The following is a 19,103-nucleotide window of genomic DNA, read 5'->3' as shown; positions in this document are numbered from 1 at the left end:
GGAATGGTGAGGATATCGCTGAAGAGGATTGCCGCATCCAGCGCATAGCGACGCAGCGGTTGCAGCGTGACTTCACACGCCAGCTCAGCATTCTTACACAGCGACATAAAATCACCGGCTTCAGCGCGCGTGGCTTTGTACTCCGGCAAATAGCGCCCAGCTTGTCGCATCATCCATACCGGCGTGACATCTACCGGCTGACGTAACAGGGCGCGCAGATAACGATCGTTCTTCAGTTCACTCATAATGGGCTCTCTCATGCTAAGGCCGGCAGTGTAGCATTTTCACGCCGTGCTGGCGCGACACAGGGCAACGGTATCTTCAATCAGGCGACGCGCCACCGTGCCGGGCGGCGGTAATAGCGGCAGATCGTCATAGCGATACCAACCGGCATCCAGCAGCTCTTTACCGTCGTGTTGCAGATCGCCGCCATCATATTCCGCCATATACGCCATCATCAGAGAATGCGGGAATGGCCACGGCTGCGAGGTTACGTAGCGCACGTTTTTCACCCGCACGTTGCTCTCTTCCATCACTTCCCGCGCTACCGCTTGTTCTAAGGTTTCGCCCACTTCGACGAACCCCGCCAGCACGGTATAGATGTTGTTGCGATGACGCGCATGATTGGCAAGCAGGATCTCATCGCCACGACGTATGGCCACGATGATGCACGGCGCAATTTGCGGGTAATAGCGCTCGCGGCAGTGATTGCACAAGCAGGCAAATTCGCGTTTGCTGATGTGCATCTCATGGCCGCAATAGCCGCACCAGCGGTGCGAGCGGTAAAACTCCGCCAGCTGCACACCACGTCCGGCGATTTGGAACAGACCGACATCTTCATCAATCAGTTGGCGCACGGAGCCCATGCTGTCCGGGCGCGATTCGCGAACCAGCCAGACATTCTCGCCCTGCCACTCGCCAATCAAAATGCCGTTGCTGCCGTTGAGGCCAAAATCGGTGGCTAAGCCATGTGGCAATTCACCCTGCGGCAACCAAAGTTTTTGCTCGTGGCTGACAACCCACCAACCAGCGTCTAAGCTTGAGATCTCACGTTGCATCTTAATCGTTGTCCTTAGCGTCAAATCGCACGCTGAAATCCTAATATTAAGTGTGTAATAAACAACTATAACCTACCTGGAGCCCCATATGCTTAACCAGTTAGAGAACCTGACAGAGCGTGTAGGTGGCAGAAATGAATTGGTGGATTCATGGCTGCGCGCCCGTCGACAGCTGCTCGTCACTTACTACGAGCTTATTGGCATGAAGCCACAAAAAGATGCGTTAACTGCGCTGGATGAACAGGCGCTGGATGCGTTTTGTCACAACCTGGTGGATTACCTGTCTACCGGCCATTTCAGCGTGTATGAACACATCATTAGTGAGATGCAGGGTGATAGCCCATTAATCGTGGCCGCGCAGATTTATCCGGCACTTGAGGCGAATACCGATCGCATCATGCAGCTTTACGACACCCATCTGCAGCAAGCGATTAACGATGATAATTGCGTGGATTTTCAAACCGCGCTCTCCGAAGTCGGCGAGGTGCTGGAATCTCGCTTTACGCTGGAAGATAAGCTGGTGCAGCTCGCCTGGGATCACCAGCTGGCGCGCCCGCCGGTTGCCAACGACAGCGTCATCGCCCGCCCGGCTTAACATCCCGAAGATGTAAAAAACTTGTTATTCAAGAAAAGCCCTCTTATGCTGAATGGGCTTTTTTATTGCCTCTTCAAAACATGAAGAGCCAAATTTTGCGGTTTAAGCGTAGCGTGCGCAGCCAGTTTGCACTCGGACAGCGCGCAGGGACCACGTAGTACGTGACGGTCCGAGCACTGCCCAGGCGTGAAATAGCAAGCAAAGTAGCTTAAATCGTAAAACACCAACTTGTCGGAGTGCCCTTCGGGGCTGAGACCGTTAATTCGGGATCCGCGGAACCTGATCAGGTTAGTACCTGCGAAGGGAACAAGAGTAGACATCATCAGCACGTTGCAAGCTGGCGCCCAGCATCGTCGCTGTTACTCCTTCCGAACTCTGGACAAGCAACTTCCAACCTTTACCGGAAACTTGCTATGTCTGCTAAAACTTCTCGTCGAGAACAACGCGCTCAGGCGCAAGAATTTATCGATTCCCTGCAGGGAACCGCTTTCCCCAACTCCAAACGTATCTGGATCACTGGCAGCCGCGCGGATATTCGCGTGCCGATGCGTGAGATACAGCTCAGCCCGACACATATCGGCGGCAGCAAAGAACATCCGCAATATGAGCCGAATGAAGCGGTGCCGGTTTACGACACTGCCGGTGCTTATGGCGATCCTCAAGCCACTATTGATGTGCATCAGGGACTTGCAAGACTACGCGCCAACTGGATCGAAGAACGTGACGACAGTGAAACTATCCACCAGCTAAGTTCCAGCTACACGCAGCAGCGTCTGGCGGATGAAGGTTTGGATCACCTGCGTTTTGAACATCTGCCACAACCGCGCCGCGCCAAAGCGGGTCGCCGGGTTACCCAGCTGCACTATGCACGTCAGGGCATCATCACGCCGGAGATGGAGTTTATTGCGCTGCGCGAAAACATGGGCCGCGAGCGTATTCGCGGTGAAGTACTGCTACAGCAGCATCCGGGCCACAGCTTTGGCGCTAATCTGCCGGAAAATATCACCGCTGAATTTGTCCGCCAGGAAGTCGCCAGCGGCCGCGCCATCATCCCTTCTAACATCAACCATCCCGAATCAGAACCGATGATCATTGGCCGCAACTTCCTGGTGAAGGTAAATGCCAATATTGGTAACTCGGCGGTGAGTTCATCAATTGAAGAAGAAGTGGAGAAGCTGGTGTGGTCGACGCGCTGGGGCGCAGACACCGTGATGGATCTCTCAACCGGCCGCTACATCCATGAAACGCGTGAGTGGATTTTGCGAAACAGCCCGGTGCCGATTGGTACAGTGCCGATTTATCAGGCGCTGGAAAAGGTGAACGGCATTGCAGAAGATCTCAACTGGGCGATTTTCCGCGACACGCTGCTGGAGCAGGCGGAACAAGGCGTTGACTACTTCACCATTCACGCTGGCGTATTGCTACGCTATGTGCCGATGACGGTCAACCGGCTGACCGGCATTGTGTCGCGCGGCGGCTCGATTATGGCGAAATGGTGCCTGTCGCATCACACAGAAAGCTTCCTCTATCTGCACTTCCGCGAGATTTGTGAAATTTGTGCCGCCTACGATGTGGCGCTGTCGCTCGGCGACGGCCTGCGTCCCGGCTCGATTCAGGATGCCAACGATGAGGCGCAATTTGCCGAACTGCATACGCTGGGCGAACTGAACAAAATCGCCTGGGAATATGATGTGCAGGTGATGATTGAAGGTCCGGGACACGTGCCGATGCAGATGATTCGTCGCAATATGACCGAACAGCTTGAGCATTGTCACGAAGCGCCGTTTTACACGCTTGGCCCGCTCACCACCGATATCGCGCCCGGCTACGACCATTTCACTTCCGGCATCGGTGCGGCCATGATTGGCTGGTTCGGTTGCGCCATGCTGTGCTACGTGACGCCAAAAGAGCACCTCGGTTTGCCGAATAAAGAGGATGTGAAGCAAGGGCTGATCACCTACAAGATCGCCGCGCACGCAGCGGATCTGGCGAAAGGTCATCCGGGCGCGCAGATCCGCGACAATGCGATGTCGAAAGCGCGTTTTGAATTCCGCTGGGAAGATCAGTTCAATCTGGCGCTCGATCCGCACACCGCACGCGCCTATCACGATGAAACCTTGCCGCAGGAATCAGGCAAAGTCGCGCACTTCTGCTCGATGTGTGGCCCGAAATTCTGCTCGATGAAAATTACTCAGGAAGTGCGCGAATTTGCTGCCCGCCAACAGGCTGAAGCCCAGCCGATTGAGGTGGGCATGGCGCAAATGTCGGATGCCTTCCGCAATCGTGGCGGCGAGCTTTATCACGCTGCCGATACCCTTAAAGAGGAAAATGTATGACCGACGCCTTTCCTGCCACGGCCCCAAAACTGGGGCTGTATCCGGTTGTTGATAGCGTGGAATGGATCGCGCGCTTGCTGGAAGCCGGTGTGCGCACCATTCAGCTGCGCATCAAAGATTGTGAAGATCATGAGGTGGAAGATGCCGTGCGCGAGGCGATCGCACTCGGCAAACAGTATCGCGCTCGTCTGTTTATCAATGATTACTGGCGCTTAGCCATTAAATATCACGCTTATGGCGTGCACCTTGGCCAGGAAGATCTCGATGTCGCCGATCTGGCGGCCATTCGTGAGGCGGGATTGCGCCTGGGTTTATCGACGCATGACGATGCCGAGCTGGATCGAGCGCTGGCGCTGCGCCCTTCTTACATTGCGCTTGGCCACATCTATCCTACGCAAACCAAAGACATGCCATCTGCGCCGCAGGGCGTGGTGGAATTGAAACGCCATCTAACGCGTTTACAGGATATGCCAACCGTGGCGATTGGCGGTATTTCTCTGGCGAGCGTGCCTGAAGTGCTGGCCACTGGCGTGGGCAGTATTGCGGTGGTGAGTGCGATTACCCAGGCCGCAGACTGGCGCGCAGCAACGCAGCAGCTGCTGTCACTGGTGGAAAATGGAATCGAACCTGCAGAAGCAATGTAATGCGTGCAAAGTGAGGATGAAACGCTGGAATCTGCCGCGCAGCAGCGTGATGTGATGACTAGCGTCCTTTCCTGATAAAGCTAAAGTGTGCCTGCCCGCTGTCGCTTGCAGCGGGCCAGGGCTGGTCTTAACCTCTCCCAGCCCTGCCTTTCTTCACATAGTCAGGGAGGAGGTATGCACGGTTTCTACACTGCAAGCCAGCATGGCACGTTCTACCGCTGTGCCGAGTTGGGCTATCGCCTGCTCCGTATGCTCATTCATTGGCAAACCATAATTCAGGCGCAAGCAGTTGCGATACTTGCCCGAGGCCGAAAACAGCGAGCCGACCGCAACCTGCATGTTCAGCTCCCGCAATTCGGTGTTGAGCCTGACCGCGTCAAACGCCTCTGGCAACTCAATCCACATCAGGAAGCTGCCCTGCGGACGCGACACACAAATCCCGCACGGGAAGTAGTGGCGCACCCAGCAGCTAAAAGTTTCGTAGTTGCGTTGATACACCTGACGCATGCGCCGCAAGTGCGGCAGATAATGACCAAGGCGAATAAACTCGGCGACCGCATGCTGCGGCTGTGTGGCCGTCGATCCGGTGCTGATGTATTTCATATGCAGCACGCGATCACGATAGCGCCCTGGCGCCACCCAACCAACACGCAATCCTGGCGCCAGCGTCTTAGAGAACGAACTGCACAGCAATACGCGGCCATCGTGGTCCAGCGACTTGATGGTAACCGGACGCGGATACTCCCACGCCAGCTCACCATACACATCGTCTTCAATAATCGCGGCATCGAAACGCTGAGCCAGCGTTACCAACGCACGTTTGCGAGATTCCGGCATGATGAAGCCCAGCGGATTATTGCAGTTTGGCACTACCACCACCGCTTTGATCGGCCACTGCTCAAACGCCAGTTCCAGCGCTTCCAGACTGATACCGGTGACCGAATCGGTAGGAATCTCAATGGCGCGAATGCCGAAGCCGCGCAGGGTTTGCATGGTGCCGTGAAAAGTCGGCGACTCAACCGCAATGATGTCCCCGGCCTGGCATATCGCACGAATCGAAATCGACAGCGCTTCATGGCAGCCAGTGGTAATCACGATATCTTCTGCCGTAAGCTGACAACCGCTGTCAATCGTCAGACGCGCAACCTGTTCGCGCAATGCCGCGACGCCCAGCAAACTGTCATAGTTGAGCTGGTCAATATCCTGCCTCTGCGCCATGCGGCTCTGAATTTTCCACAGCGGTTTCAACGTGGGCTGAGTGAGATCGGGAATACCGCTGCCGAGTTGCAACACATCGCTGTTAGTCCGGCTGCTAAGCAATTCCAGCACCGATTCCCATTGAGTGATTTCCACCGGGCGCTGTGCCGGTCGGGTTATGGCGGGCATCGGCGGCGTCGCTTTGCGCGTTGCAACGAAATACCCGGAACGTGGCTGCGGTACGATCAGCTGTTTCTCTTCCAGCAGATGATACGCCTGCTGAACGGTGCTGATACTCACGCCGTGTTCCAGACTCAGCGTGCGCACCGACGGCAAGCGCTCGCCGCTGCGGTACAGCCCTTGCTCAATACGATCCGAAAGCAAACATGCCAAATGTTGGTAGCGCGTCATCGTATGCCTCACTCAGCCTTAGATCATAACAAACCAGTACAGATAGCACTTATAATTACCATTCAGATCCATCATAGCGCAATCTGTATGTTAAAGATAAGTGATTTTTGCGTCTGTATCATAATGCGCAAGAATTGGACAATGCATCTCAGGCAACCTACTGAGGGCAAGGATTATGGAATTCGATCAAAACCGCGCGGCTAAACCTTTTGATGTCACTTTACTGGATATCTTCCGTGGCGCAGTACGTATGGTTAAACACTGGAAAGCACGACGGGAAACGCATCGCATCCTGTCAAAACTGAGTGACAATCAGCTGCGGGATATCGGACTGACACGCGAAGATGTCTGCCGCAAGTTCTGACAAACTGAAGACGAAAAAAAACCCTGCCGAGGCAGGGTTTTTTATTGGTCAGCTTTAGCTGACGAATTACTCGTCGTCGCTTCCGCCCAGACCGGCGTTCAGCAATTCCGCCAGGCTAGCAGAGGCTTCATCCGCAGTAACCTGCGGTGCAACCGGTGCTTCACCCGCAGAGCGGCGACGCATACGATCCTGGTGATAAGCATAACCGGTACCGGCTGGGATCAGACGACCCACGATTACGTTCTCTTTCAGGCCGCGCAGTTCATCACGCTTACCTGCAACTGCTGCTTCGGTCAGGACACGCGTGGTCTCCTGGAACGATGCTGCAGAGATGAACGATTCGGTTGCCAGTGACGCTTTGGTGATACCCAGCAGATCGCGCATGAATGTCGCGCCGATTTTGCCATTCGCTTCAAGTTCACGGTTAGAGATCTTGATGCGAGAGTATTCAGCCTGCTCACCTTCCAGGAAGTCGGTGCTTCCCACGCTCGAGATGGTTGCTTTACGCAGCATCTGACGAACGATGACTTCGATGTGTTTATCGTTAATCTTAACGCCTTGCAGACGGTAAACTTCCTGCACTTCGTTAGTGATGTAACGGGTAACAGCATGGACGCCACGCAGACGCAGGATATCGTGCGGAGACTCTGGGCCGTCAGATACGACGTCACCACGTTCTACGCGCTCACCTTCGAATACGTTAAGCTGACGCCATTTTGGAATCATCTCTTCGTACGGATCGCTACCATCAACCGGCGTGATTACCAGACGACGCTTACCTTTGGTCTCTTTACCGAAGGAGATGATACCGCTGATCTCCGCCAGGATTGCTGGCTCTTTCGGACGACGCGCTTCGAACAAGTCAGCAACGCGCGGCAGACCACCGGTAATATCCTTGGTACCGCCAGATTCCTGCGGAACACGCGACAGCGTGTCACCGGCACTGATCTTAACGCCATCTTCCAACTGAACAATCGCTTTGCCCGGCAGGAAGTACTGTGCTGGCATGTCGGTACCTGGAATCAGAACATCATTTCCGTTGGCATCAACAATTTTCAGCGCAGGACGCAGATCTTTACCACCCGCAGTACGTTCTGCAGAATCCAGAACCACCAGCGATGACAGACCGGTTAAGTCGTCAGTCTGACGCGTAATGGTCTGACCGTCGATCATGTCAGTAAAGCGAATGAAACCGCCCACTTCGGTGATTACCGGCATGGTATGCGGATCCCAGTTTGCTACGGTCTCGCCCGCTGCAACCTGCTCGCCATCACCTTTAGCCATAACCGCACCGTAAGGCACTTTATAGCTCTCTTTGGTACGACCGAACTCGTCGATCATCTTCAGCTCAACGTTACGTGAAACGATAACCAGTTTCCCTGAGGAGTTGGTTACAGACTTCGCGTTGGTCAGCTTAATAGTACCTTTGTTCTTCACCTGGATGCTGGATTCAGCAGCCGCACGAGATGCCGCACCACCGATGTGGAACGTACGCATCGTCAGCTGAGTACCCGGCTCACCGATGGACTGTGCTGCGATAACACCGATGGCCTCACCTTTGTTGATGATGTGACCACGTGCCAGATCGCGACCGTAGCAGTGTGCACACACACCGAAGTCGGTTTCACAGCCAACAACCGAGCGCACTTTGATCGCATCGACTGAATTCAGTTCGATCACATCACACCAGTGCTCATCGATCAGGGTGTTACGCGGGATCAGGATGTCTGCAGTGCCCGGCTTCAGAACGTCTTCAGCCGTTACACGACCCAGTACACGCTCACGCAGCGGCTCTTTAACGTCGCCACCTTCGATGACCGGAGTCATCATGATGCCTTCGAACGTGCCGCAGTCATCTTCGGTAACAACCAGATCCTGCGCTACGTCTACCAGACGACGCGTCAGATAACCGGAGTTAGCAGTTTTCAGTGCGGTATCCGCAAGACCTTTACGCGCACCGTGCGTGGAGATGAAGTACTGGAGTACGTTCAGACCTTCACGGAAGTTCGCGGTGATCGGCGTTTCGATGATTGAGCCATCTGGCTTAGCCATCAGACCACGCATACCGGCCAGCTGACGAATCTGTGCAGCAGAACCACGCGCACCGGAGTCGGCCATCATGTAGATGCTGTTGAACGATACCTGCTGCTCTTCTTCGCCATGACGGTTGATCACGGTTTCAGTTTGCAGGTTATCCATCATCGCTTTGGAAACGCGTTCGTTAGCAGCGGCCCAAATATCGATAACTTTGTTGTAACGTTCGCCAGCAGTTACCAGACCAGACTGGAACTGTTCCTGAATCTCAGCAACTTCCGCTTCCGCTTCGGCTACGATTTCCGCTTTCTTCGCTGGGATTACCATGTCGTCGATACCTACAGAGGCACCTGAACGGGCTGCGTAAGCAAAACCGGTGTACATGGTTTGGTCAGCAAAGATAACGGTCGGCTTCAGGCCCAGGATGCGGTAACAGGTGTTCAGCATCTTGGAAATTGCTTTCTTACCCAGCGCCTGGTTGACGATGGAGTAAGGCAGGCCTTTCGGAACGATCATCCACAGAATCGCACGACCAATGGTGGTGTCGATAATGCTGGTTTTCGCAACGAACTCTTCCTGCTCGTTCTTTGTATATTCGGTGATACGCACTTTAACGCGTGCATGCAGCTCGGCCAGGCCAGCGCGGTAAACACGCTCAGCTTCTTTCGGGCCAGTCAGCACCATGCCTTCGCCTTTGGCGTTCACTTTGTCGCGGGTCATGTAGTACAGACCCAAAACAACGTCCTGTGAAGGAACGATGATTGGCTCGCCGTTCGCTGGTGACAGAATGTTGTTGGTCGACATCATCAGCGCACGCGCTTCCAACTGGGCTTCCAGCGTCAGCGGTACGTGAACAGCCATCTGGTCACCATCGAAGTCGGCGTTATATGCCGCACAAACCAGCGGGTGCAGCTGGATCGCTTTACCTTCGATCAGAACCGGTTCAAACGCCTGGATACCCAAACGGTGCAGAGTTGGTGCACGGTTCAGCAGTACCGGGTGTTCGCGGATCACTTCGTCCAGAATATCCCAAACGACAGCTTCTTCGCGCTCAACCATTTTCTTAGCGGCTTTGATGGTGGTGGCCAGGCCACGCAATTCAAGCTTGCCGTAAATGAACGGTTTGAACAGCTCAAGAGCCATTTTCTTCGGCAGACCGCACTGATGCAGACGCAGGTATGGACCAACGGTGATAACTGAACGGCCAGAGTAGTCAACACGTTTACCCAACAGGTTCTGACGGAAACGACCCTGTTTACCTTTGATCATGTCTGCCAGAGATTTCAGCGGACGCTTGTTCGAGCCAGTGATGGCGCGACCGCGACGGCCGTTATCCAGCAGTGCATCAACCGCTTCCTGCAGCATACGTTTTTCGTTACGTACGATGATATCTGGCGCAGCCAGATCCAGCAGGCGTTTCAGACGGTTGTTACGGTTGATCACGCGACGATACAGATCGTTCAGATCCGACGTAGCGAAACGACCACCATCCAGCGGTACCAGCGGACGCAGATCTGGCGGCAGAACCGGCAGAACGGTCAGGATCATCCACTCTGGCTTGTTACCAGACTGAACAAACGCTTCCAGCAGCTTGATACGCTTGGTCAGCTTTTTACGTTTGGTCTCGGAGTTGGTTTCGTTCAGCTCTTCACGCAGCTGCTCGCACTCTTGCTCCAGATCCATATTTTTCAGCAGCGCCTGAATAGCTTCCGCACCCATCTTCGCGTCGAACTCGTCACCGAACTCTTCCAGCGCGTCAAGGTACTGCTCTTCCGTCAGAATCTGACGTTTTTCCAGGTTGGTCATGCCGCCTTCGATAACCACATAAGATTCGAAGTACAGCACGCGCTCGATATCACGCAGTGGCATATCCAGCAGCAAGCCGATACGCGAAGGCAGTGATTTCAGGAACCAAATGTGCGCGGTTGGAGAAGCCAGCTCAATGTGGCCCATGCGCTCACGACGTACTTTGGTCTGTGTAACTTCAACACCACACTTCTCACAGATCACGCCGCGATGTTTTAAACGCTTGTACTTACCGCACAGGCATTCGTAATCTTTTACCGGTCCGAAAATACGGGCACAGAAAAGACCGTCACGCTCAGGCTTGAAGGTACGGTAGTTAATGGTTTCCGGCTTTTTAACTTCACCAAAAGACCATGAACGGATCATGTCTGGCGATGCCAGAGCAATTTTGATCGCATCAAACTCTTCGGTCTTAGTTTGCGCTTTCAGAAACTTAAGTAAGTCTTTCACGGATTAGCTCCCGTCGGAGTGGAACTCTCAGGGACGCGCACCCGAAGTGCACGTCCCGTAACCAGTACTTGCGAGTACTTACTCGTCTTCCAGCTCGATGTTGATACCCAGCGAGCGAATCTCTTTCAACAGTACGTTGAAGGATTCAGGCATGCCCGGTTCCATCTGATGGTTACCGTCGACGATGTTTTTATACATCTTCGTACGGCCGTTAACGTCATCAGATTTAACGGTAAGCATTTCCTGCAGGGTATACGCGGCACCGTATGCTTCCAGTGCCCACACTTCCATCTCACCGAAGCGCTGTCCACCGAACTGCGCTTTACCACCCAGCGGCTGCTGAGTAACCAAGCTGTAAGAACCGGTAGAACGTGCGTGCATCTTGTCGTCGACCAGGTGGTTCAGTTTCAGCATGTACATGTAACCTACGGTTACCTGACGCTCAAACTGCTCACCGGTACGGCCGTCGAACAGGGTGATCTGACCGGAAGAAGGCAAGCCGCCGAGCTGCAACAGCTCTTTGATTTCGCTCTCTTTCGCACCGTCAAACACCGGAGTCGCGATTGGCATACCCTTCTTCAGGTTTTCTGCCAGACGCAGCACTTCGTCGTCTGTAAAGGTGTTCAGGTCAACTTTCTGACGCACATCAGTGCCCAGATCGTAAGCACGCTGGATGAACTCACGCAGTTTGGAGACTTCTTCCTGCTTCTTCAGCATCGCATTGATTTTTTCACCAATGCCTTTCGCCGCCATACCGAGGTGAGTTTCCAGGATCTGACCGATGTTCATACGCGATGGTACGCCCAGCGGGTTCAGTACGATGTCGACCGGCGTACCGTTCTCATCGTAAGGCATGTCTTCGATAGGGTTGATCTTAGAGATAACACCCTTGTTACCGTGACGACCTGCCATCTTGTCACCAGGCTGGATCTGACGTTTAACGGCCAGATACACCTTAACGATTTTCAGCACGCCTGGTGCCAGATCATCGCCTTGGGTGATCTTGCGACGCTTAGCTTCAAGTTTCTTCTCAAACTCGTGCTTCAGCTCGTCGTACTGCTCAGCCAGCTGCTCCAGAGAATTCTGCTTCTCTTCGTCAGTCAGGCCCAGCTCCAACCAGCGCTCGCGTGGCAGTTTATCCAGCTTCTCAGCTTCAACACCACCCGAGATCAGTACTGCCTGGATACGGCCGAACAGGCCCGCTTCAAAGATCTGCAGTTCTTCAGACAGGTCTTTTTTAACCTGCTTCAGCTGCATCTCTTCGATTTCCAGCGCGCGCTTGTCTTTTTCCACGCCATCGCGAGTGAAGACCTGCACATCGATAACCGTACCGGATACGCCGTTCGGAACACGCAGTGACGAATCTTTCACGTCAGAGGCTTTTTCACCGAAGATCGCACGCAGCAGTTTCTCTTCTGGCGTCAGCTGGGTTTCACCTTTCGGCGTTACCTTACCAACCAGAATGTCGCCACCAGTCACTTCCGCACCGATATACACGATGCCGGATTCATCCAGTTTAGAAAGCGCAGCTTCACCCACGTTCGGGATATCAGCGGTGATCTCTTCTGGCCCCAGCTTGGTGTCACGAGACACACATGCCAGTTCCTGGATGTGAATAGTGGTGAAACGGTCTTCCTGAACCACACGCTCGGATACGAGGATGGAGTCTTCGAAGTTGTAACCGTTCCATGGCATGAACGCCACGCGCATGTTCTGACCCAGCGCCAGTTCACCGAGATCGGTAGACGGGCCATCTGCCAGCACGTCGCCACGCTCAATCGGCTCACCCAGATTGACACACGGCATCTGGTTGATGCAGGTGTTCTGGTTAGAACGGGTGTACTTGGTCAAGTTGTAGATGTCGATACCCGCTTCGCCCGGATACATCTCTTCTTCGTTAACTTTGATAACGATACGAGAAGCATCAACGTACTGAACGGTACCACCACGTTTCGCGACGGCAGTTACACCGGAGTCAACCGCTACTGCACGTTCCATACCGGTACCAACCAGCGGCTTATCAGCACGCAGAGTTGGAACCGCCTGACGTTGCATGTTCGCACCCATCAAGGCGCGGTTAGCATCATCGTGCTCAAGGAACGGGATCAGTGACGCACCGACAGAAACCACCTGTTGGGTGGAAACGTCCATGTAGTCAACCTGATCGCGGCTGAACAGGCTTGACTCACCCTTGCTACGGCAGGTGACGAGATCGTCAACAAAGCTGCCATCTTCTGCGAGGTTGGTGTTCGCCTGAGCGATAACGTAGTTACCCTCTTCAATTGCAGAGAGGTAATGAATTTCATCACTCACTTTACCGTCAACAACGCGACGATACGGGGTTTCAAGGAAACCGTATTCGTTAGTCTGCGCGTAAACAGAGAGTGAGTTGATCAGACCGATGTTCGGGCCTTCCGGGGTTTCGATTGGACATACACGACCGTAGTGGGTTGGGTGTACGTCACGTACTTCGAAGCCGGCGCGCTCACGGGTCAGACCGCCTGGGCCCAGAGCAGAGATACGACGTTTGTGCGTAATCTCAGACAACGGGTTGTTCTGATCCATAAACTGGGACAGCTGGCTTGAGCCGAAGAACTCTTTCACCGCCGCCGAAATCGGCTTAGCGTTGATCATATCCTGAGGCATCAGCGTATCGAGGTCGCCCAGAGACAGACGCTCTTTAACTGCACGCTCAACACGAACCAAGCCAACACGGAACTGGTTTTCTGCCATTTCGCCAACAGAACGAATACGACGGTTGCCGAGGTGATCGATATCATCCACTTCACCGATACCGTTACGGATACCGATAAGCTTTTTCATCACTTCGATGATGTCGTCTTTGCTCAGGATACCTGAACCTTCGATCTCATCACGCAGCAGAGAACGGTTGAACTTCATGCGGCCAACCGCAGAAAGATCGTAACGATCTTCAGAGAAGAACAGGTTCTCGAACAGGTTTTCAGCGGCTTCACGCGTTGGTGGCTCACCAGGACGCATCATGCGGTAGATCTCAACCAGCGCGCTTAAGCGATCGTTGGTTGGGTCAACACGCAGGGTCTCGGAGATGTACGCACCGTGATCCAGGTCGTTGGTGAACAGCGTTTCAATGCGCTTATGACCAGACTGACTCAGTTTCGCCAGCAGATCCAGTGACAATTCCATGTTCGCTGGAACGATCAGCTCGCCGGTGTTCAGATCGACGTAGTCTTTAGCGACCACTTTGCCAGCAATGTATTCAACTGGCACTTCGATGTGCTGAATGTTGTCTTTTTCCAGCTGACGGATGTGGCGCGCAGTGATGCGACGACCTTTCTCAACGTAGACCGTGCCGTTTGCTTCGATATCGAAGGAGGCGGTTTCACCACGCAGGCGCTCAGGCACCAGTTCCATCTGCAGTTTGTTATCGCGGATTTCATAAACGACTTTGTCAAAGAACAGATCGAGGATTTGTTCTGAGGTGAAGTTTAACGCGCGCAGAATGATACTGGCCGGCAGCTTACGACGACGGTCAATACGGACGAAGAGGTTGTCTTTCGGGTCAAACTCGAAGTCGAGCCATGAACCGCGGTAAGGGATGATACGTGCGTTATACAGCACTTTACCGGAAGAGTGCGTTTTACCCTTATCGCTGTCGAAGAACACGCCAGGACTACGGTGCAGCTGAGAAACGATAACACGCTCAGTACCATTGATAACAAAGGTACCGTTGTCCGTCATGAGTGGAATCTCACCCATGTAGACTTCTTGTTCTTTAATGTCTTTTACGGTGCCTTCCGGCGCTTCGCGCTCGTAGATCACCAGACGCAGTTTCACGCGCAGCGGTGCCGAATAGGTCACGCCACGGATCTGACATTCAGTTACGTCAAAGACAGGCTCACCCAAACGGTAGCTAACATACTGCAACTCAGAGTTGCCGCTGTAGCTTGAGATTGGGAATACGGAGCGGAAGGCTGCTTCCAGACCGTACTGGCCTTCTGGATCTTGCTCGATAAACTTCTGGAACGAGTCAAGCTGGATAGAAAGGAGATAAGGTATGTCCAAAACTTGTGGACGTTTACCAAAATCCTTACGAATACGTTTTTTCTCGGTATAGGAGTAAACCATGGGGTTCCTCAGCTAGCTGACATGTCGAACCACGCTGTCCGTCCTGAAAAGGACAGTTCATGCAACACTATTTTTTGTTTTTCATGCGATGCGCAGCACCCCATGCAATACATCTTTCTATCACTCTTAAATCATTTCATCGCCGTTGTTCAGGCAGGGAACCTTCACAGGAGAGCGATATATTAAGGCGTCGATAGAAAAAGATATTGAAGAGGAATGACGGACAAACAGTGCGAAACGCCATCTTTCCCCTGTAGCGCAAAAAGGCTGGTGACCGAAAAGGTCACCAGCCATCAGCCTAATATTACTCAGGCTGCAACCCGAAGGTTGTCTTACTTAACTTCAACTTCAGCGCCAGCTTCTTTCAGCACTGCTTCAAGAGCAGCTGCGTCATCTTTGCTGATGCCTTCTTTGATTGCGCCAGTAGCTTCAACCAGGTCTTTAGCTTCTTTCAAGCCCAGGCCAGTTGCAGTACGTACCGCTTTGATTACTGCGACTTTGTTAGCGCCAGCAGCTTTCAGAATTACGTCGAATTCAGTTTTCTCTTCAACAGCTTCAGCTGGGCCAGCAGCAACAGCTACAGCGGCAGCAGCAGAAACGCCGAATTTTTCTTCCATAGCAGAAACCAGCTCAACTACTTCCATTACGGACATAGCGGCAACAGCTTCCAGAATTTGGTCTTTAGTGATAGACATATCGATTGTTCCTAAAAATCAGAAAAAGTTTATACGGTAGCAAGCACGAAGGAAAAGAATTTGGCCTTAAGCCGCTTCTTTTGCATCGCGCACAGCAGCCAGAGTACGGACCAGTTTGCCAGCAGCGGCTTCTTTCATGGTCGACATCAGACGTGCCAGTGCTTCTTCGTAAGTCGGCAGAGTTGCCAGACGGTCAATATTGGCCGCCGTGATCAGCTCACCTTCAAAGGCTGCAGCTTTGACCTCAAATTTTGCATTCGCTTTAGCGAAATCTTTGAACAGACGAGCAGCAGCGCCCGGGTGTTCCATAGAATATGCAATCAGGGTCGGACCAACAAACGTGTCTTTCAGGCACTCGAAAGGAGTACCTTCAACGACGCGGCGCAGCAGGGTGTTACGAACAACACGCATGTAAACGCCAGCTTCACGACCTGCTTTACGCAGTTCGGTCATTTTATCAACGGTCACGCCACGGGAATCCGCAACAACCGCTGAAAGCGCGCCTTTGGCTACTTCGCTAACTTCAGCAACAATCGCTTGTTTGCCTTGAAGATTTAATGCCATTAGCTTTTGCTCCTGGATTGACCGGGAATAATTTCCCGGAACTCACTTCACTTATTCACCCGAAGGCGATAAGCGCTATTACACGGTGAGCAGAATCCAGCGAAGAAATAATTCTTTTTGGTTCTGTCACCGTCTACGCAGGGTATTAAGCAAGATATCCGAAAATATTCTGCTCCTGCGGTCTCGGACGGAGGCCAGGATAAGGCCTGGCTCCAACCTAAGCGACTGAACAACTAAGTGTTTAGACTTAATCACTCACTCGCTTTGAATCTGGGTTCTGAATTGCGTTAACAACCAGAACAACGGGCGTAAGATTCTAGATGAATTTTTCGCCCGTTACAAGCAGCAATTAGTTTGCTGATGCGCTCAGACCAGCCTGGTCAACGGCAACGCCGGCGCCCATGGTGGTAGAGATGCTGACTTTCTTGATGTACACGCCTTTCGCCTGTGATGGTTTAGCTTTTTTCAGCGCAACCAGCAGAGATTCCAGGTTTTCTTTCAATTTGTCAGTGTCAAAATCCACTTTACCAATGGTGGTGTGGATGATGCCGTTTTTGTCGTTACGATAACGAACCTGGCCTGCTTTAGCATTTTTAACTGCTTCAGCAACGTTAGGCGTTACAGTACCAACTTTCGGGTTTGGCATCAGACCGCGTGGGCCCAGAACCTGGCCCAACTGGCCAACAACGCGCATTGCATCTGGAGATGCGATAACAACGTCAAAGTTCATTTCGCCTTTTTTGATCTGCTCAGCCAGGTCTTCCATACCAACCAGCTCTGCGCCAGCTGCTTTAGCAGCTTCAGCGTTTGCACCTTGGGTGAAGACGGCAACACGTACTGAACGACCAGTACCGTGTGGCAGAACGGTCGCGCCGCGCACGTTCTGATCAGATTTACGTGCATCGATGCCGAGGTTAACAGCAACGTCAACGCTTTCAACAAACTTAGCGGTAGCCAGTTCTTTCAACAGAGCAACAGCTTCGGTGATGTCGTACTGCTTGGTCGCGTCAACTTTGTCGCGAATTACGCTCATGCGCTTGGTCAGCTTAGCCATTTCTTAATCCTCTACTACCAGGCCCATGGAACGAGCAGTACCTTCGATAGAGCGAGTCATCGCTTCTACGTCAGAACCAGTCATGTCCGCAGCTTTAGTTTCTGCGATTTCACGTACCTGAGCACGAGTCACTTTACCGACTTTATCTTTGTTCGGCTTACCAGAACCAGACTTGATGCCCGCTGCTTTTTTCAGCAGAACGGCAGCCGGAGGCGTTTTGGTAACGAAAGTGAAAGAACGGTCGCTGTATACGGTGATAACAACTGGAGTAGGCAGGCCTTTCTCCAGAGATTCTGTCTTAGCGTTGAACGCTTTGCAGAATTCCATGATGTTAACACCCTGCTGACCCAGAGCTGGACCAACAGGTGGGCTTGGGTTAGCCATACCAGCTGCAACCTGCAGCTTGACGTAGGCTTGTACTTTCTTGGCCATGATATTTCCTCAATTGGGTTTTAGCGCCTGAAAAACAGGCTCCCCGTGATAACGATTTACACGCTAATAACAGCGCATAAAAACAAAAGGCGCGAAATTATAGGTAAATTTCGCGCCTTCCGCAAGAGCTAAAAAGTGAACAAAAGGGTTAAGCTTTTTCCACCTGAGCGAAGTCGAGTTCCACTGGCGTTGCACGGCCAAAGATGGAAACAGAAACTTTCAAGCGGCTCTTCTCGTAGTCCACTTCTTCGACCACACCGTTGAAATCGGCAAACGGACCGTCGCTGACGCGTACCATCTCGCCTGGCTCGAACAGCGTTTTTGGACGCGGCTTATCACCAACCTGCTGCAGGCGGTTCATAATCGCATCAACTTCTTTATCACTGATTGGCGCAGGACGATCGGACGTTCCGCCGATAAAGCCCATCACACGCGGTACACTGCGTACTAAGTGCCAGCTGGCGTCATTCATTACCATCTGAACCAATACGTAGCCAGGGAAGAATTTACGTTCGCTTTTGCGACGTTGGCCACCACGGATTTCGACGACTTCTTCAGTCGGCACCATGACTTCGCCAAAAAGCTCTTCCATGTTGTGCAGTTTGATATGCTCGTGCAGCGACTTAGCTACGCGAGCTTCAAAACCGGAGAACGCCTGAACGACGTACCAGCGTTTTTTTGGAGCTTCAGACATCTCAGAACCTCAGGCCAGTGATAAACGATACCAGACGGACCAGAATACCATCCAGCCCCCACAAAATCAGTGACATCACGGCAGTTACCGCGGCAACGATTAACGTGGTGTGCAATGTTTCCTGGCGAGTTGGCCAAATGACCTTACGCATTTCGGTTCTTGCTTCACGGGCAAATGCCACAGTCGCTTTGCCTTTGATTGTCAGCAGTGCGATGCCGCCTGCTGCAGCAATCAGCACTACTACAGCCAGCGCGCGCAGCGGCAGTGTTACATCGCGATAAATATAGTTGCCGACAATTGCTACCAGGAGCAATGCGATCACAACTACCCATTTCATCGCTTCAAGGCCGCGCCCGCTTCCTTGAGCTTCGGTATTCGCACTCATAAACCAACCTGCCACAATAATTCAGAAACTATTCTGCCCCGCAGAGCGAGGCATCCAAACCGAATGAGCTTTTGAGCGTAACTCGGTATCCAACGCCGTGAAACAGAGCCTGTCTCAACAATGATTATGATTGAAAATCACTGATGAGCCAGGTTCTATGTAACAGCGTGCAAAAAGGGCATCAAATGATGCCCTTTCCTTGTGCATTGCGTCAAATGTTATCGCAATTAAGCGATAATTTCAGCAACAACACCCGCACCAACAGTACGGCCGCCTT

General features: G+C 52.8%; 15 protein-coding genes and 1 riboswitch. Of the genes, 4 read left to right on the top strand and 11 right to left on the bottom strand.

Going from position 1 to position 19,103, the window contains the following annotated elements:
* The coding region (locus RTY00_RS04380) for a uroporphyrinogen decarboxylase family protein (RefSeq protein ID WP_312663538.1) at window positions 1-245 on the bottom strand (245 nt) is incomplete at its 3' end.
* A 39-nt stretch (window positions 246-284) separates the two neighbouring features.
* On the bottom strand, window positions 285-1,058 hold the full coding sequence (nudC, locus tag RTY00_RS04375) for an NAD(+) diphosphatase (RefSeq protein ID WP_312663537.1): 774 nt from the start codon (window positions 1,056-1,058) through the stop codon (window positions 285-287).
* Between the two features lie 88 nt (window positions 1,059-1,146).
* Between nudC and RTY00_RS04370 the strand changes: the two genes are divergently transcribed.
* The 3 genes from RTY00_RS04370 (at window position 1,147) to thiE (ending at window position 4,633) form a co-directional block, all read left to right on the top strand.
* The gene (locus tag RTY00_RS04370) at window positions 1,147-1,653 is read left to right on the top strand and encodes an Rsd/AlgQ family anti-sigma factor (RefSeq protein ID WP_008108413.1); all 507 of its coding nucleotides are present in this window, start codon (window positions 1,147-1,149) and stop codon (window positions 1,651-1,653) included.
* Window positions 1,654-1,875: 222 nt separating this feature from the next.
* Window positions 1,876-1,976, top strand: a riboswitch (TPP riboswitch).
* A 90-nt stretch (window positions 1,977-2,066) separates the two neighbouring features.
* Entirely contained in the window at window positions 2,067-3,989 is a 1,923-nt protein-coding gene (gene thiC, locus RTY00_RS04365) for a phosphomethylpyrimidine synthase ThiC (RefSeq protein ID WP_312663536.1), read from the top strand.
* Window positions 3,986-4,633 carry a thiamine phosphate synthase gene (thiE, locus tag RTY00_RS04360; protein WP_312663535.1) on the top strand — a complete coding sequence of 216 codons (648 nt, stop codon included), beginning with the start codon at window positions 3,986-3,988 and terminating at the stop codon, window positions 4,631-4,633. Before thiC ends, thiE begins: the two co-directional genes overlap by 4 nt.
* Before the next feature lie 153 nt (window positions 4,634-4,786).
* Here the strand turns inward: thiE and RTY00_RS04355 are convergent, their stop codons facing one another.
* A complete protein-coding gene (locus tag RTY00_RS04355; protein WP_312663534.1) occupies window positions 4,787-6,241 on the bottom strand; it encodes a PLP-dependent aminotransferase family protein in 1,455 nt (484 codons plus the stop codon).
* 175 nt (window positions 6,242-6,416) lie between these two features.
* On the opposite strand from RTY00_RS04355, the gene RTY00_RS04350 reads away from it, so the two are divergent.
* Window positions 6,417-6,605: a DUF1127 domain-containing protein gene (locus RTY00_RS04350; protein WP_008108404.1), complete on the top strand. Its 189-nt coding sequence runs from the start codon at window positions 6,417-6,419 to the stop codon at window positions 6,603-6,605.
* A 66-nt stretch (window positions 6,606-6,671) separates the two neighbouring features.
* On the opposite strand, the gene rpoC is transcribed toward RTY00_RS04350, so the two are convergent.
* The 8 genes from rpoC to secE form a co-directional block, all read right to left on the bottom strand.
* Complete coding sequence (gene rpoC, locus RTY00_RS04345) at window positions 6,672-10,895, bottom strand: DNA-directed RNA polymerase subunit beta' (protein WP_008108402.1); 4,224 nt, start codon at window positions 10,893-10,895, stop codon at window positions 6,672-6,674.
* 78 nt (window positions 10,896-10,973) lie between these two features.
* A complete protein-coding gene (gene rpoB, locus RTY00_RS04340; protein WP_008108400.1) occupies window positions 10,974-15,002 on the bottom strand; it encodes a DNA-directed RNA polymerase subunit beta in 4,029 nt (1,342 codons plus the stop codon).
* A gap of 332 nt (window positions 15,003-15,334) precedes the next feature.
* Window positions 15,335-15,697, bottom strand: coding sequence for a 50S ribosomal protein L7/L12 (gene rplL, locus RTY00_RS04335; RefSeq protein ID WP_312663533.1), 363 nt, complete (start codon window positions 15,695-15,697; stop codon window positions 15,335-15,337).
* A gap of 66 nt (window positions 15,698-15,763) precedes the next feature.
* Window positions 15,764-16,261, bottom strand: coding sequence for a 50S ribosomal protein L10 (gene rplJ, locus RTY00_RS04330; protein WP_058973440.1), 498 nt, complete (start codon window positions 16,259-16,261; stop codon window positions 15,764-15,766).
* Between the two features lie 349 nt (window positions 16,262-16,610).
* On the bottom strand, window positions 16,611-17,315 hold the full coding sequence (gene rplA, locus RTY00_RS04325; RefSeq protein WP_008108395.1) for a 50S ribosomal protein L1: 705 nt from the start codon (window positions 17,313-17,315) through the stop codon (window positions 16,611-16,613).
* Between the two features lie 3 nt (window positions 17,316-17,318).
* Window positions 17,319-17,747 carry a 50S ribosomal protein L11 gene (rplK, locus tag RTY00_RS04320; RefSeq protein ID WP_008108393.1) on the bottom strand — a complete coding sequence of 143 codons (429 nt, stop codon included), beginning with the start codon at window positions 17,745-17,747 and terminating at the stop codon, window positions 17,319-17,321.
* Between the two features lie 148 nt (window positions 17,748-17,895).
* Window positions 17,896-18,441 carry a transcription termination/antitermination protein NusG gene (gene nusG / locus RTY00_RS04315; protein ID WP_008108391.1) on the bottom strand — a complete coding sequence of 182 codons (546 nt, stop codon included), beginning with the start codon at window positions 18,439-18,441 and terminating at the stop codon, window positions 17,896-17,898.
* A gap of 1 nt (window position 18,442) precedes the next feature.
* A complete protein-coding gene (gene secE, locus RTY00_RS04310; protein ID WP_008108388.1) occupies window positions 18,443-18,826 on the bottom strand; it encodes a preprotein translocase subunit SecE in 384 nt (127 codons plus the stop codon).
* Window positions 18,827-19,103 lie beyond the last annotated feature (277 nt).

The sequence above is a fragment of the Pantoea sp. CTOTU49201 genome (genome assembly GCF_032054795.1).
In the GTDB taxonomy this organism is placed as follows: Bacteria; Pseudomonadota; Gammaproteobacteria; order Enterobacterales; family Enterobacteriaceae; genus Pantoea; species Pantoea symbiotica.
The sequence above is the reverse complement of the archived record's forward strand: the minus strand, read 5'-3'. Positions and strand labels throughout refer to the sequence as shown.